Consider the following 15673-nt stretch of genomic DNA (forward strand, 5'->3'; position numbering starts at 1 on the left):
CAGTAGACACCGTCCGGCCAGTCGGAGGATGAGTTTGAGTCCCAACGAACCCCACGGGGGCAACGAGCCCGGCGAGGCGGCCGGGGACGAGGGCCCCGAGCAGCGTCCGTCCGAGCCCGTCGGGGAGAACGAACAGGACCCCCGCGACGGAGCCGGACCGGTCGGCGAAGACGCACAGCGTGCCGAACAGACCGAACAGTCCGAACACCCCGCCGACGGCGGGCAGGGCGCGGAACCACCGCTCCCTGAGGACGGCGGTGCGACCGGGGTCCGCGGGGGCGGCTCCGGTGAGGCACCGCGCTCCTTCGAGGACGAGCTCTTCGAGAACGAGTCCGAAGGAGAGGTGAGCGGCTCCGCCCCGGGCACCCCGCCCGGCGGCGCCGCTGCACCAGGTGGTGGCGAGGGTCCCGGTGCGCCCGTCCCGCCCGGGACCCCCACCACGCCGGGGGAGCCCTCCCCGTGGCAGCGGCCGCCCGGATGGGCGTCCGGCCCCGGGGGCGAGGAGCGCCCCGGTTTCGCGCCGCACTCCGACCCGAACGGGCCCCATGCGGGGGCAGGCGGCCCGTTCGGCGGAGCGACCGGGTGGCGGGCGCCGTCCGCGTCCGGTGACTCCGGCGCGTTCAGCAGGCCCGAGGACGCGCACGCCGCGTACGGCGGCGGGTACACGGGGGCGTACGCGGCGGCCGGGGGGCACCCTGGCGGCGCGTACCCGTACCCGGGTCAGCAGACGCCGCACGGGGGACAGCCCGGCGGACCGGGTGGGCCGGGGGGCGGCCCGGGTGACACCGCGTCCTTCGGGATGGGCGGCCACGGGGGTCCCGGGCAGCCGCCCGGGGGTGTGCCGCCCTACGGACCGGAGGGCTACCCGCACGGTCCCGTCCCGCAGCAGGAACCGCGCAGGCGCACCGGACGCATCATCACGGTCGCCGCGATCACCGCGCTCATCACCAGCCTGATCGTCGGTCCGGTCGTGGCGCTGGCGACGGCGTTCCTGTTCCCGGGCGGGCCCGGATCGCCCGTGAGCTCGCTCGAGGGGGAGAGCGGCGGCACCGCCACCGAGGGAGAGGTCGGCGACGTCGCCGAGGAGGTCCTGCCGAGCGTGGTCTCCATCCAGGCCGCCGGCGGCGGGGGCAGCGGCGTCATCATCTCGTCCGACGGGCAGATCCTCACCAACTCCCACGTGGTGCAGGCCGCCGAGGACGGGCAGCTCGAGGTGCTGTTCAACGACGGTTCCGGCGCCCGGGCCGAGGTGCTGGGGGCCGACCCGGTCTCCGACATCGCGGTGATCCAGGCCGAGGGGCAGAGCGGGCTCACCCCCGCGCAGCTCGGCGACTCCGACCAGGTCGGGGTCGGCGGCGAGGTCGTCGCGATCGGTTCGCCGCTCGGACTGTCCGGAACGGTGACCACCGGCGTGGTCAGCGCCCTCGACCGCCCCGTCAACACGGGTGCGTCCGAGGGTGAGGAGATGCAGACGTCGACGGTGATCAACGCGATCCAGACCGACGCCGCCATCAACCCCGGCAACTCCGGGGGGCCGCTGGTGAACATGGCCGGCGAGGTCGTCGGCGTCAACACCGCGATCGCCGGCGTCTCGCAGGAGAGCGGTTCGGTCGGGCTCGGGTTCGCGATCCCGATCAACCAGGTGCAACCCATCGCCGAGCAGCTCGTCGAGGAGGGCAGCGCCAGCTACCCCGCGATCGAGGCGACCATCTCCGGCAACCTCTCCGGCGGGGCGCAGATCGTCGAGGTCGCGGACGGTGGCGCCGCCGACGAGGCCGGCCTGGAGCCCGGCGACGTGGTCGCGTCCGTGGACGAGCACGAGGTGAACTCGCCCGACCAGCTCATCGCGGAGATCCGTTCGCGCCAGCCCGGCGAAGAGGTGACCCTCGGGGTCCTGCGCGGGGGCAACGGTGACGAGGAAGAGGTCCAAGTGACGCTCGGCGAGCAGAGCGCCGCCAGCGTCGAACAGGAGGCCGAGGAGGACTGACGGGGTACCAGTCCTCGTTCGGCCGTCGGAGGGGCCCGGGTTTCGCCACACCCCGGGTCCCTCCGCATGTGCGGGGTCCGTGCGGCTCCTGTCAGCGGTGCAATCGATCGACCGCGTGCTCGAAGGCCTCGTGGAAGGCGGTGCAGGCCGGGTGCGTGCTTCCGCCCGCACGCACCACGGAGAACACGGTGCGTCGTGGGCGCCCCGGCAGGTGCTCCACCGCGACACCCGAGGGGGCGTGCGGGACGACGGTCTCCGGCACGAACGCGGCAGCGTGCCCGCGTCGGACCAGGCTCAGTTGCACGAGCATGTCGTCGGAGACATGGCGCACCTCAGGCTCGAACCCGGCTTCCCGGCAGATCTGTGTGGCCCAGTCACGGGCCGCCGACCCGGCGGGTTCCATCACCCAGGGATGTTCCGCCAGCTCGCGGAGGGGAACCCGGGTCCAGGACTTGGGGACGGCCAGGACCATCTCGTCGGTCATCACCTGTCGGAGCGTGACCCCTGCTCGCCGGGGACCGGGACGGGAGGGGTACTCCTCCTCCAGCACGAGGTCGTACTCGTGGGCCGACAGGGCGGGCAGCGCATCCTCCGGCTCGAGCCGGCCCGTCTCCACCCGCAACCGCGGATGCAGGTGTGCCAGCCGCTCCAGGGCCATGGGGATCACGTCCAGCAGCACCGTCTGGAACGCCGCGACCCGGAGGCGGCCGCTGAGTTCCTGGGACTCCGACGCCAGCACCGAGACCTCGGACTCGGCGCGTTCCATCTGTTCCAGGATCGGCCCGGCCCGGCGCACGAGGGCCTCACCGGCAGGCGTCAGTCTAACCCGCCGCCCGCTCGCCTCCAACAGAGCGGTTCCCATCTCCTCCTCCAGCACCGCCAGCTGGCGTGAGACAGCGGACGGGCTGTAGTTCAGCGCCCCCGCCACCGCGGTGACGGTGCCGCGTGCCGCCAGCTCGCGCAGGACCAGGAGCCTTCTGGCGTCGAACACGTCGTCCCTCCTCCCTGCCCGCCTCGAGCTCTGTTTCCGGGAAATCATGCGGTTTTCCTGCACGGTATGGCACGAGAACCACCGATGGACGTGGACGTTCTCCGTCGACGAAGGTGGCGTCATGGATGATCCACACCGCAACGACCCCCGGAACGCTCGGGGTGACAGCACCGACGACTGGTACACGAACCCTCCGGCGCGCTCCTGGCGCAGGCCGTCCGACCACGACGGGTCGACCGGGGCCCGCGCCTTCCACGCCGGGCTCCCGGGGTACGCGCCCACACCCCTGCACGACCTCCCCGCCCTGGCCGCGGAGCTGGGTGTGGGCCGGGTCCTGGTCAAGGACGAGTCCGACCGGTTGGGTCTACCCGCCTTCAAGATCCTCGGCGCCTCGTGGGCGTGCGCCCGCGTGCTCGGCGAGCGCGGTGCCACAGGCACGGACCTGGCTTCGCTCCGCGCCGCCGGCCCGCTGGACCTGGTGACGGCGACCGAGGGCAACCACGGGCGGGCCGTGGCACGGATGGCGGGACTGCTCTCCTGCCACGCCACGGTGTTCGTGCCCGAGGGGATGACGGCCACGGCGGCCGCCGCGATCGAAGGAGAGGGCGCCCGGGTCGTGCGGGTGGACGGCGGTTACGAGCACGCCGTGGGACGAGCCGCCGACCACGCACGGCAGGACCCCGACGGGCGCGCCCTGGTGCAGGACACCGCGTGGCCCGGGTACGAGCGTGTTCCGTCCTGGATCGTGGAGGGCTACGGCACCCTGTTCGCGGAGATCGACGAGGCCCTGGACGCTCGCGAGTGGCCGGCCGCCGACCTCGTGACCGTCCCGGTCGGCGTGGGTTCACTGGCCCAGGCCGCGTTGGCGCACTACCGCGACCCGGCGTGGTCGGTCGCCCCAGCGGTGCTGAGCGTGGAACCCGTCGCCGCACCCTGCGCGCTGGCCAGTCTCCGGGCGGGCCGTTCCACCACGGTGGCCACGGCCGGGACGACGATGGCCGGGCTCCACTGCGCGGAGGTCTCCGAGCTGGCGTGGCCGCTGCTGCGCGACGGCTGCGACGCGGCGGTCGCCGTCAGCGACGACCAGGCCTCGCGCGCCGAAAACGACCTGGCGGAACTGGGCGCCGGGGCGGGCCCCTGCGGAGCCGCGTCACTGGCCGGGGTGCGTGCGGCCCTGTCCCGGCCCGGGCGCAGGGAGGCGCTGGGCCTGGACGGCGGCTCCACCGTCGTGCTTCTCAGCACCGAGGGGGCACGCTCGTGACGGCTACTCGGGCGGGGTCGAAAGCGGCAGCCAGAAGCCTATGACCGATCCGCCGCCCTCGCGGTTGCGGGCGAACACGTCTCCCCCGTGTGCACGGGCGATCTCGCTCACCATCGACAGCCCGAGGCCGGAACCGGGCAGCCCGCGGGCCTCCGTCGCCCGGTAGAAGCGCTCGAACACCCGCCCGAGCTCCTCCGGGTCCACGCCGGGTCCGCGGTCCAGCACCTCGACCACGCCCTCGCGCACCCGGATCTCGATCGGGTAGGCGCCGTCGGGGTCGAACTTCGCGGAGTTCTCCACGGGGTTGGCCAGCGCCCGTTCCAGCGAGCCGGGCCTGCCCCACACGACGCTGTCGTCGGCGTCCACGACGATGTCGCGCCCGGTGCGCCGGCTGGTCCGCTTGGCCACCCGGTCGGCCACCTGCCGGAGCGGGACGGACACCATGTCCTCGTCCTCGTGGTCGCCGGTCGCCAGGCCGACGAGCTCGTTGACCAGCCCGGTCAGCTCGCGGGTCTCCCCCTGGAGGTCGTCGATGAGCCGGTCGCGCGCGGGCGGGCTCAGGCGGTCGGCGTTCCCGAGCACCTGGACGTTGGTGTGCAGGCTGGTCAGGGGCGTGCGCAGCTCGTGCGAGGCGTCCTGCACCAGGCGCCGCTGCTCCTCCTTCGACCGGGTCAGGCGCGCGAGCATCGCGTTGAAGGCGTCACCGAGGCGACTGACCTCGTCGTGCCCGCCGATGCCGTTGCGGGTCTCTCCCCCGCCGCTGCCGGGCGCGACCGGGTCCAGGCGCCCGGTGGAGCTCACGTACTCGGCCGCGTCGGTCAGGCGCACGAGCCGGTCCGTCATCCGGTGGCCGACCAACCAGCCCACCGCGGCCGCGCACAGGGCCACGAACAACCCCACCCACAGGATCTGGGTGGCCAGGCGGTCGATGATGCTCTCGGTCGGCGAGATCCGCTGCACGAGCTGCACGGCGCCGGTGCCGTCCCCGAGGGAGACCGTCGCCAGGCGCAGGCGCTGGTCGTCGGCCTCGGCCTCGCGGATGTCGACCTCGCCGGGTTCCTGGGCGCCGGCGACCTTCATGTCCGACTGGGCGGGCGGGAACTGGAGGATCTCCGTCGTGGCCTGGTCGGCGACGGCCACGGTCCGGCTCCCGTCGGGCCCCAGGTACTGCACCTGCGAGTGGCCGCCCGGCACGATGAGGGCCCCGGAACGCCCGAGCCCCCCGTCGCGCTCGTACCGGTCCACGACCGCGTCGGAGACCTCCCCGACGGTGCGCTCGAACTCGTTCTGCACGTCGGTGCGGATCAGCGTCGCCGCCGTGGTGTAGGCCAGCGACCCCACCAGCGCGATGGTGACGGCGGAGACCAGCGCGAACAGCACGGCGAAGCGCGTGCCCAGGCGCCAGCCGCGCGGGTTCAGCAGCACACCCTGCCGGTGGTGATCGGGGTACCGGGTGTCCGGAGCGGTCACGGGGCTCACCCCTCGGGTCGGATCGTGTACCCGACACCGCGCACGGTCTGGATGAGCGGCGGCCCGTCGTCCTCCAGCTTGCGGCGCAGGTAACTGATGTAGACGGCGAGGTTCTTCGACTCCGGGCCGAAGTCGTAACCCCAGATCCGGTCGTAGATGGTGGCGTGGTCGAGCACGATGCCGGCGTTGCGCACGAGCAGTTCCAGCAGGTCGAACTCGGTCTTGGACAGCTCGACCTCACGTTCGTCGCGCCACACGCGGCGGGCACGCGGGTCAATGCGCAGCCCGCGCACGGCCAGCGGCCCGTCCTCGCCCGCCTCGGTGGCGGGGGTGGCCCGCCGGAGCAGGGCCCGCAGCCGGGCGAGGAGTTCCTCGAGCTCGAACGGTTTGGCGAGGTAGTCGTCGGCTCCCGCGTCGAGCCCGGCGACCCGGTCGGGGGTCTCCACGCGCGCGGTGAGCATGAGGATGGGTGTGCGGTCGTTCTCCGCCCGCAGCACGCCGGCCACGCCGAGCCCGTCCACGCCCGGCATCATGACGTCGAGCACGAGCAGGTCGACGGGTTCGGCGTGCACCTCCGCGAGCGTGCGCACCCCGTCCTCCGCCGTCCGTACCCGGTAGCCCTCGAGTTGGAGTGCACGCTCCAGGGAGTCCCGGATGGCACGGTCGTCGTCGGCTACGAGCACGGTGGGCGTGGGTTCCATGGCGCCATGCTGCCGTATCCGGGTGAGAGGCCGGTAAGAGCTCGCCGAGATCCGAGTGGAGGTCAGGAAGCCGGGACCAGCACCGCAGCTCGCCCCGGGGCACGCCGCGCTCAGGCTCCGGGGTCGAACTTCTCCGTGCGCTCCATGCCGGCGGCGCGGCCCTTGCCGGCGACGACGAGCGCCATCTTCCGGGACGCCTCGTCGAGCATCTCGTCGCCCAGCATCACCGCGCCCCGGCGGTCCACGGTGGTGGCGTGCTCGTACGCGTCCAGGATCAGCTCGGCGTGGTCGTAGTCGGCCTGGCTGGGCGCGTACACCTCGTTGGCCGCCTCGACCTGCAGCGGGTGCAGCACCCACTTGCCGTCGAAGCCCAGCGCCGCGGTGCGCCCGGCCGAGCGGCGGAACGCGTCCACGTCCTTGATCTGCAGGTACGGCCCGTCGATGGCCTGCACGTCGTGCGCGCGGGCCGCCATGAGGATGCGCATGAGCACGTAGTGGTAAGCGTCACCGACGTCGTAACCGGGCGGCTGCTCGCCCACGACCAGGGACTTCATGTTGATGGAGGCCATGAAGTCCGCGGGCCCGTACACGAGCGTCTCCACACGCGGGGAGGCGCCGGCGATCGCGTCGGCGTCCACGAGCCCGCGTGCGTCCTCGATCTGCGCCTCGATCCCGATGCGCCCGACCGGCAGGCCCTCGGCGCGTTCGATCTGGGTGAGGAGGGTGTCGAGCCACTGCACGTCGCGGGCGGCGGTGATCTTCGGCAGGACGAGGGTGTCCACGTTCGCGCCGGCGCCCTCGACGACGGTGATGACGTCGCGGTAGCACCACTCGGTGGAGATGTCGTTGACACGCACGGAGCGGATCTTGCCGCCCCAGCCGCCCTCGTTCAGCGCGGTGACGACCGTGTCGCGGGCGGGGGCCTTCTCGGCGGGCGCGACGGCGTCCTCCAGGTCGAGGAAGAAGGCGTCGACGTCGAGCCCGCGCGCCTTCTCGATGAACCGGGGGTTCGACCCGGGGACCGCGAGGACCGACCGGCGCGACCTGAGTTCAGCCATGTTCCGCCACCACTCCGTAACAGCGTGTTCGTCTTCGTCCCGGACCGGGGACGCCTGCCCCATGGTGGCACCGGCCGGTGCGTAGAGTGAGCTCCGGGGCCTGTATCGGGCCCGCGGGACGTCTTCGAGGGGAGCAGGGTCATGGCCGCGACGTCACACCCGACCAGCGCGCACTGGGGCAGTTACCAGGTGGTCGTGGACGGGGGCCGGGTGGTGGGCGTGCGCCCGAACCAGGAGGACCCCGCCCACTCCCCGATCATGCAGAACGTGCCCGCGGCGCAGCACCACACCACCCGGGTCGCGCGGCCGACCGTGCGCCGCCGGTGGCTGGACCACGGCCCCGGCCCCGACCCGCGCCGCGGCGACCCCGAGGACGACTACGTCGAGGTCGAGTGGGAGACCGTCCTGGACCTCCTCGCGCGCGAGCTCGACCGGGTGCGCACCGAGCACGGGAACCGGGCGATCTACGGGGGTTCCTACGGCTGGGGCAGCGCCGGCCGCCTGCACCACGCGCAGAGCCTGGTGCACCGCTTCCTGAACTCCATCGGCGGTTACACACGTTCGCGTACGACCTACAGCCACGGCGCCATCGAGGTGCTCTTCCCACGGATCCTGGGCACCCCGATCGCCAACCGGATGCTGCACCGGGCCCCGTCGTGGACGCAGATCCGCGAGCACACCGAGCTGCTGGTCTCCTTCGGCGGCCTGCGGGTGTCGAACACGTGGAACACGTCGGGCGGGCGTGCCGCGCAGACGGCGGGACCGTCGATGCGCGCCGCCTCCGACGCGGGGGTCCAGTACGTGTCGCTGTCCCCGCTGCGCGACGACATGCCCGACGACGTCAAGGCCGAGTGGGTCCCGGTACGTCCGGGCACCGACACCGCAGTGATGCTCGGCCTCATGCACGTGCTGTTCACCGAGGACCTCGCCGACACCGAGTTCCTGGACCGCTACACCGAGGGCGCCGACGTGGTGCGTTCCTACGTGTTGGGCGGCCGCGACGAACAGGGCAACCGGCCCGGGATGGCCCGCACCCCGGAGTGGGCCGAGCGGGTGAGCGGTGTTCCGGCCGCCGAGATCCGCGAGCTGGCCCGGCGGATGGCGGAGAAGCGCACACTGGTGAACGTGGGCTGGTCGGTCCAGCGCGCCCGCTACGGCGAGCAGCCGCTGTGGGCCGGGCTGGCGCTGGCGTGCTGCCTGGGACAGGTGGGGCTGCCGGGGACCGGGTTCGCCTGCGGGTACGGCTCGATCGGCAACTACGGCGGCGGGTCCACGCCCCTGGGCCTGCCCCGCCTTCCTCAGGGCGACAACGCGGTCTCGGAGTTCATCCCGGTCACGCGCATCGCCGACGCCCTGCTCCACCCCGGAGGCGCGTACCGGTTCGACGGTGAGGACCGCCGTTACCCGGACCTGCGGTTGGTGTACTGGGCGGGCGGCAACCCCTTCCACCACCACCAGGACCTCAAGCGCCTGACCAAGGCGTTCGGGCGTGCGGAGACCGTCGTGGTCAACGAGACGCACTGGACGGCGACCGCCCGCCACGCCGACATCGTCATCCCGGCGACCACGACCCTGGAGCGCGACGACATCGCGGCGAGCCGGGGCGACCTGAGCGTGCGCACGATGCCGCGGGCGGTGGCGCCGCACGGGCAGGCCCGGGACGAGTACGACACCTTCGCCGCCCTCGCCGAACGCCTGGGCGCCGGGGAGCGCTTCACCGAGGGCCGCACGAGCTCCCAGTGGCTGCGGCACATCTACGAGCAGTGGCGTTCGATGGTGGCGCGCAAGGACATCGAGGTCCCGCCGTTCGAGACCTTCTGGAACGAGGGCCGGGTGGAGATGCCCGCACGCGTGGAGGACGAGGCGCTGATGGGCGAGTTCCGCGCGGACCCGGACCGCAACGCGCTGCGCACCCCGAGCGGACGCATCGAACTGTTCTCCTCGACCATCGACTCCTTCGGCGACGAGGACTGCCCGGGCCACCCCGTGTGGTTCGCGGGCCCGTCGGTGGGCGACCGCACGGGCGAGTTCCCGCTGGTCATGGTGGCCAACCAGCCGAGCGGGCGCCTGCACAGCCAGCAGGACATGGGCGCGCACAGCCGGTCGCAGAAGGTGCGGGACCGCGGTCCGCTGCGCCTGCACCCCGACGACGCGGCCGGGCACGGCGTGGTCGACGGCGACGTGGTGCGCCTCAGCAGCGCGGTGGGTTCCTGCCTGGCCGGGGTCGTGGTGAGCGATGCGGTCAGCCCGGGCGTCGTGCAGCTGTCGACCGGAACCTGGTACGACCCCTCGTCGCCGGACGTCGACTGCGCGCACGGCAACCCGAACGTGCTCACGGAGGACGTGGGGACCTCGGGGCTGAGCCAGGGGTGCACGGGCCAGCTGACGCGGGTGCGGCTGGAGCGGTTCGCCGACCCTGACGACGCGCTGCCCCCGGTGCGGGCCTTCGAGCCGCCGCACGGGGTCACCGGGGTGTGAGCCGGGCGGGGCCACACGCGAGAAGGCCCCGCACACGAGTCCACCACGCACGAGCGGGTCCGCGCGTACACGACGGTCCTCACACACGAGGACCACGCGCGCGATCGGGCTTCCCGTGTACGAGCGGCGTCACATGATCGGCGCCGTACGAGCGGCGCAACAGGAACTGCCTCACACGAGCGGCGCCGTACGAGCAGCGCCGTACAAGCCCCGTCGTACAAGCCGCGCCGCACGAGCAGCGCTATACAAGCGGCGTTGTACAAGCCGCGCCGCACAACCGGCGCCGCACAAGGAAAGGGCGGGCCCAAGGGATGGGCCCGCCCCTTCGTGGGCCGACACCGGTCACACGTGTCTACCGGTCAGGTCGTGCCCACAGTTGGGGTGTGTCGTCTCCGGCGCGGGGCTCGCGGCACACGACGGTGCGCCCGCGTCTCACGGAGACGGAGGGGGAAGGGTCACAGCTGGTAGCGGTGGATGCCCCAGACGAGGTCGCCGGCCTCTCCACGCTTCACCCACTCGCGCAGTCCGGCCTTCATCTTCTTCAGGTACTCGGGGCTGATCTTCCCGTCGAGCTCGCTGTCGCGGCGCTCGGTCTCCGCCAGGACGCGCCCGTAGTGGATGGGCAGCTGGGGGCTGAGGTCGTCGAACCCGAGGTCCTTGAAGCCCGCGTCGGCTGTGGACTTCCGGTAGAAGCCGAGCGTGCCCATGGACGTCAGGTGCAGACGCTCCAGGATCGGCCCGAGGGTCTCCACGGGGGTGTCGTCGTCGGCCATGAGGTCGGTGAAGATGAACCGGCCCCCGGGCACCAGCACCCGGGCGACCTCCCTCACGACGCCGTCCCTGTCGGCGCTGTGGGAGAAGGCGTCCTGGGACCAGACCACGTCGAAGCTGTCGTCCTTGAACGGGAGCTCCTGGAAGGAGCCGTCCACCACGTCGATGAGGTGGTCGAGCCCTTCGTCGCGGTTGGTCTGGCGGTTGCGCTCGTTCTCGACCTCACTGAGGTTGAGGCAGGTCACCTTGCAGCCGTACTTCTTGGCGAGGTGACGGGCCGAGCCTCCGTACCCGGATCCCACGTCGAGGACCTTGGTGGAGCTGTCGGGGCCGATGTAGGAAGCCATGCGCTCGACGGATCTCGCGCTGGCCTCGGAGATGTCGTCGGTGTCGGTGAGTCCCTCCACCCCGCGGTAGAGACCGACGTGGATGTCGGTCCCGCCCCAGATCTCGTAGTAGAAGGTGTCCGCGTCGGAGCTGTTGTAGTAGTCCCGCGCGGTCTGGACAGCGGTCGAATACTCGGGGGCAACGTCCGGCCGTTTGATGGTCACTCTCCTGTCTCTAGCGGGCAAAGCCTCATCCATTGAAGGTGACAGTGCGTGCCTGAGTCCAGACTTCTCGTGCGAAGAGTTCATGAAAAGTCGGAAACCAGGCACCAGGACGGGCGTCAGCGGTACAGAAGTCGATCGACGCTGCGGGGCAACACGAGCCCGAGGAGACTGGGTGCCGCGTACCCCACCTGACCGGGGGCGAGCATGCCGAGAACGGCACCTGTGTTGGCGGTCGGCGTGCGCAGGAAAGAGCCCGCACGAGGGTGTGCGTGCGGCACTCCGTTGCCGATGGTGAGAAGGCTCACCACCGCGGTCAGAGCCACCGCCGTCCACGCGAGGTCGGCGGTTCCGAGCCCCGCGAGCCACTGCTGCAGGTGTGTGAACGCGCTGAGGGCGTAGGCACCGCCCGCGCCGGGGTCGGCCCCCGTCGACGGGCCCGTGAGCGGAACAACGAGCGCGAGGGTGAGGGCCGCGCCCCCGGTGATCCCCCCGGTCGCGGCCAGCCCGATGCGGCGCGCGATGTCGCGTGCGTCGCGGGTGAGTTCGTCCTCCGAGGGGTAGTGGCGCCAGGCGCGGCCGCGGGAACGGGCCTCCCCCATCGCGTTGGCGCGCCGCCACCGCAGGAGCCGCAGGGTGTCGCAGTACGCGGCGGGCCCGCGGCGCAGGGCGATGAGCGCGACGGTGAACTCGTGCACGATCGTCGACACGGTCGTGGCGAGCACGGTGGGCAGCTCCACCCACCACAGGGCCATGCGGCGGAACGCGGGTGCGATGTCGGCCGGGACCCGGACCCGCCAGGCGACCGAACGCCCGCGGGTCCAGCGGCGCAGCGGGGCCAGGGGCGGCTGTCCGGGCAGGGGCGGTGTGGACTCCGCGGCGGTCGCGATGAGCCGGTGGTCGGCGGCCACGGCGCACACGAGCACCAGGAACAGGAAGAGGACGGTGAGCGATCCGCCACCGACCAGGGTGTGCACCGCCTCGGTCGCCGGGTGCAGGGCCGCGCCGGACATCTGGGCGTTGAAGGCCAGGTGGTCGAGGTAGGACACAGCGGCCGCGAGGACCGGCAGGCTCCACAGCCAACCGCGGCGTCCGACGACCGCCAGGCCGAGCGCGCCGCCGACGAGGCCAGCGGTGACGGCATGGCCGGCGAAGACGGTGAGGGCCTCCTCCGGGCCGACGGCGAGCGCGCTGCCGGGCAGAAGGATCCCGCCCGTGGTTGCGGGCCCGTCGACCCCGGGCGGGATCTGCACGAAGAGTCGTTCGGCGAGCTGGAGCCCGGCCCCGGTGGCCGCCGCGAGCAGCAGGTGGTCGACGGCGGACATGCGGCGGGCCCTGCGGCGTGCGAGTACGAACACGAGCAGGAGCGGGGCGAGCTTGCCGAGTTCCTCGACGGTGACGGCGATGTAGGTGTGCGCGTACACCCCGGCCGGGTCGGCGCCGAGCGCACCGGCCAGGGCCCCCTCCGCGAGGGCGAGGGGCCACACGAGCACGAACCCGACGGCGGTGAAGCGGAGCAGGGTGGCGAAGGAGACGGTGCGCGAACGCGAGAGCCAGGCGAGCTGGAGCAGCAGGACGTAGACGGTCAGCAGCGCGGGCAGGACGACGCCGAGCCCGGGGAGGAACCACGGGACGACGAGGAGCGCGGCCACCATGAGCCAGCTCCACGCGCCGCGCAGGGCCCGGCCGGCGCGTGCGGTCCCGGGTGAGTTCCGGCGGATCCCGGAGACACCGCGGGCGATGCGTTCGGCCAGGTCCGGCCCGGGGCCCCGTGGGGTTCGGGCGTGCTTGGCGCCCGCGGGCAGGCACTGGTAGGTCTGCGCGGCGCGCTGGAGTTCGGGGCCGCCCTCGGCACGGGCCCGGTTCCCGAAGCGGCGCCGGGCCTGCGGGATGTCGGCGCCCACGAGTTCGCGTACGAAGTCGGCGGGCCCGGCGGCCACGGTGAGCTCGGTGGAAGTGACCAGCACGGCGGCGGAGAAGTCCTCCACGCACACGAGGAAGTCGGTCGGTTCGCGTCCCCACCCGCGCACGAGGTCGATGAGCACGTCGGGGTCGAGGGGGATCTGCGTGACCGGTTCGTAGGAGTACTGCGACCGGGTGCGGCAGACCAGGAGCCGGTCGACGCCCATGGCGCGTCCGGCGTCGATGACCGCTTGCACGAGGTTGCGGTCGCGGGGCACCAGGAAGGGGGTCGTGACCTTGCCGTCGGCGCGGATCCACGCGGGGTCGAGCTCGCTCGGGCCGGCGCAGACCCGCAACACGAGGTCGCGGGTCAGCATCGCCTGGTCTTCCATGTGGGTCCTCGTACCGGGGGGCGAATACGACGCTGCCGCTCGTTCCGGGGCGTTCCGGCCCCGGGCGGCCCGCCCGAGCATAGCGGCGGACCCCGGGCCGGGCGCCACCCGAGGACGGTCCGCGAGGCATCGCACCTGGAACGCTCCGCGCCGGGCACGAGCGCAACCCCAGCAACGTTCCACCTCGGGCGCGAGCGCTAGCGAGTGCCCGAGGTGGAACGGGAACGTCTGAACCCCCACCCCAGAACACGTGCACCACCGAGATAGCCCCAGACCCCCGCCCTCCCCAAAACGCATGCGCAACCCCAGGAACGTTCCGCCTCGGGTGCCAGCCCCACCCAAGGAACGTTCCGCCTCGGGTGCCAGCCCCACCCAAGGAACGTTCCGCCTCGGGTGCCAGCCCCACCCAAGGAACGTTCCGCCTCGGGTGCCAGCCCCACCCAAGGAACGTTCCGCCTCGGGTGCCAGCCCCACCCAAGGAACGTTCCGCCTCGGGTGCCAGCCCCACCCAAGGAACGTTCCGCCTCGGGTGCCAGCCCCACCCAAGGAACGTTCCGCCTCGGGTGCCAGCCCCACCCAAGGAACGTTCCGCCTCGGGTGCCAGCCCCACCCAAGGAACGTTCCGCCTCGGGTGCCAGCCCCACCCAAGGAACGTTCCGCCTCGGGTGCCAGCCCCACCCAAGGAACGTTCCGCCTCGGGTGCCAGCCCCACCCAAGGAACGTTCCGCCTCGGGTGCCAGCCCCACCCAAGGAACGTTCCGCCTCGGGTGCCAGCCCCACCCAAGGAACGTTCCGCCTCGGGTGCCAGCCCCACCCAAGGAACGTTCCGCCTCGGGTGCCAGCCCCACCCAAGGAACGTTCCGCCTCGGGTGCCAGCCCCACCCAAGGAACGTTCCGCCTCGGGTGCCAGCCCCACCCAAGGAACGTTCCGCCTCGGGTGCCAGCCCCACCCAAGGAACGTTCCGCCTCGGGTGCCAGCCCCACCCAAGGAACGTTCCGCCTCGGGTGCCAGCCCCACCCAAGGAACGTTCCGCCTCGGGTGCCAGCCCCACCCAAGGAACGTTCCGCCTCGGGTGCCAGCCCCACCCAAGGAACGTTCCGCCTCGGGTGCGAGCGCCGGCGAGTGCCCGAGGCGGAACGGACACGCCTGAACCCCAACCCCAGAACACGTGCACGCCCAACATGGGACGAGCCCGGTACCCGCCCCGTGTCACGCACTGGCCAGCGCTCGCGCATGACACGGGGCGTCCTTGGGTGCCGCCAGGCACAAAAGGCGCACCCTCCTCAGACGCGCCATCCTTGGGGACCAGGCGCAGAAGGCGCGGCGCCCTCAGACCGGACCGCCACCCCAGCAACGCTCCGCCTCGAGCGCGACCGCCACCCCAGGAACGTTCCACCTCGGGTGCGAGCGCCGGCGAGTGCCCGAGGCGGAACGGACACGCCTGAACCCCAACCCCAGAACACGTGCACGCCCAACATGGGACGAGCCCGGTACCCGCCCCGTGTCACGCACTGGCCAGCGCTCGCGCATGACACGGGGCGTCCTTGGGTGCCGCCAGGCACAAAAGGCGCAACCTCCTCAGACGCGCCATCCTTGGGGACCAGGCGCAGAAGGCGCGGCGCCCTCAGACCGGACCGCCACCCCAGCAACGCTCCGCCTCGAGCGCGACCGCCACCCCAGGAACGTTCCACCTCGGGTGCGAGCGCCGGCGAGTGCCCGAGGCGGAACGGACACGCCTGCAGCCCCACCCCAGAACACGTGCACCCCCCAGATGGGCCCAGGCCGACACCCGCCCCGTGTCACGCACTCGCCAGCGCTCGCGCATGACACGGGGCGTCCTTGGGTGCCGCCAGGCACAAACGGCGCAACCTCCTCAGACGCGCCATCCTTGGGGACCAGGCGCAGAAGGCGCGGCGCCCTCAGACCGGACCGCCACCCCAGCAACGCTCCGCCTCGAGCGCGACCGCCACCCCAGGAACGTTCCACCTCGGGTGCGAGCGCCGGCGAGTGCCCGAGGCGGAACGGACACGCCTGAAGCCCCACCCCAGAACACGTGCACCACCCAGATGGGCCCAGGCCGACACCCGCCCCGTGTCACGCACTCGCCAGCGCT

The 15673-nt window shown here is 72.6% G+C and carries 9 protein-coding genes; 3 read left to right on the forward strand and 6 right to left on the reverse strand.

What is annotated here, in order from left to right; all coding sequences use genetic code 11:
* Nucleotides 1-34 precede the first annotated feature (34 nt).
* A complete protein-coding gene (locus tag IDM40_RS16585; protein WP_193122922.1) occupies nt 35-1987 on the forward strand; it encodes a S1C family serine protease in 1953 nt (650 codons plus the stop codon).
* Between the two features lie 91 nt (nt 1988-2078).
* Here IDM40_RS16585 and IDM40_RS16590 read toward each other — a convergent pair whose 3' ends face one another.
* The gene (locus tag IDM40_RS16590; RefSeq protein WP_193122923.1) at nt 2079-2978 is read right to left on the reverse strand and encodes a LysR family transcriptional regulator; all 900 of its coding nucleotides are present in this window, start codon (nt 2976-2978) and stop codon (nt 2079-2081) included.
* 121 nt (nt 2979-3099) lie between these two features.
* On the opposite strand from IDM40_RS16590, the gene IDM40_RS16595 reads away from it, so the two are divergent.
* Nucleotides 3100-4239 (forward strand): diaminopropionate ammonia-lyase, encoded by a 1140-nt coding sequence (locus IDM40_RS16595; protein ID WP_193122924.1) that lies wholly within the window; start codon nt 3100-3102, stop codon nt 4237-4239.
* A gap of 3 nt (nt 4240-4242) precedes the next feature.
* Here the strand turns inward: IDM40_RS16595 and IDM40_RS16600 are convergent, their stop codons facing one another.
* The 3 genes from IDM40_RS16600 to IDM40_RS16610 all read right to left on the reverse strand — a co-directional run bounded on the left by IDM40_RS16600 (nt 4243) and on the right by IDM40_RS16610 (nt 7468).
* Nucleotides 4243-5709 (reverse strand): sensor histidine kinase, encoded by a 1467-nt coding sequence (locus tag IDM40_RS16600; protein WP_193122925.1) that lies wholly within the window; start codon nt 5707-5709, stop codon nt 4243-4245.
* A gap of 5 nt (nt 5710-5714) precedes the next feature.
* Nucleotides 5715-6410, reverse strand: coding sequence for a response regulator transcription factor (locus IDM40_RS16605; RefSeq protein ID WP_193122926.1), 696 nt, complete (start codon nt 6408-6410; stop codon nt 5715-5717).
* A 110-nt stretch (nt 6411-6520) separates the two neighbouring features.
* A complete protein-coding gene (locus IDM40_RS16610) occupies nt 6521-7468 on the reverse strand; it encodes an HpcH/HpaI aldolase/citrate lyase family protein (protein ID WP_193122927.1) in 948 nt (315 codons plus the stop codon).
* Nucleotides 7469-7609: 141 nt separating this feature from the next.
* Between IDM40_RS16610 and IDM40_RS16615 the strand changes: the two genes are divergently transcribed.
* Nucleotides 7610-9946, forward strand: coding sequence for a molybdopterin-dependent oxidoreductase (locus IDM40_RS16615; protein ID WP_193122928.1), 2337 nt, complete (start codon nt 7610-7612; stop codon nt 9944-9946).
* 455 nt (nt 9947-10401) lie between these two features.
* Here IDM40_RS16615 and IDM40_RS16620 read toward each other — a convergent pair whose 3' ends face one another.
* Nucleotides 10402-11268 carry an SAM-dependent methyltransferase gene (locus IDM40_RS16620; RefSeq protein ID WP_328807041.1) on the reverse strand — a complete coding sequence of 289 codons (867 nt, stop codon included), beginning with the start codon at nt 11266-11268 and terminating at the stop codon, nt 10402-10404.
* Between the two features lie 116 nt (nt 11269-11384).
* Nucleotides 11385-13559: a PrsW family intramembrane metalloprotease gene (locus IDM40_RS16625; protein ID WP_193122929.1), complete on the reverse strand. Its 2175-nt coding sequence runs from the start codon at nt 13557-13559 to the stop codon at nt 11385-11387.
* Nucleotides 13560-15673: the final 2114 nt, after the last annotated feature.

It is taken from the genome of Nocardiopsis coralli (assembly GCF_014892575.1).
Lineage (GTDB): Bacteria > Actinomycetota > Actinomycetes > Streptosporangiales > Streptosporangiaceae > Nocardiopsis > Nocardiopsis coralli.

Coding starts and splice junctions, on each gene's coding strand:
- IDM40_RS16605 (WP_193122926.1), bottom strand. CDS start 6,410: ATGGAACCCACGCCCACCGTGCTCGTAGCCGACGACGACCGTGCCATC.
- IDM40_RS16595 (WP_193122924.1), top strand. CDS start 3,100: ATGGATGATCCACACCGCAACGACCCCCGGAACGCTCGGGGTGACAGC.
- IDM40_RS16625 (WP_193122929.1), bottom strand. CDS start 13,559: ATGGAAGACCAGGCGATGCTGACCCGCGACCTCGTGTTGCGGGTCTGC.
- IDM40_RS16615 (WP_193122928.1), top strand. CDS start 7,610: ATGGCCGCGACGTCACACCCGACCAGCGCGCACTGGGGCAGTTACCAG.
- IDM40_RS16610 (WP_193122927.1), bottom strand. CDS start 7,468: ATGGCTGAACTCAGGTCGCGCCGGTCGGTCCTCGCGGTCCCCGGGTCG.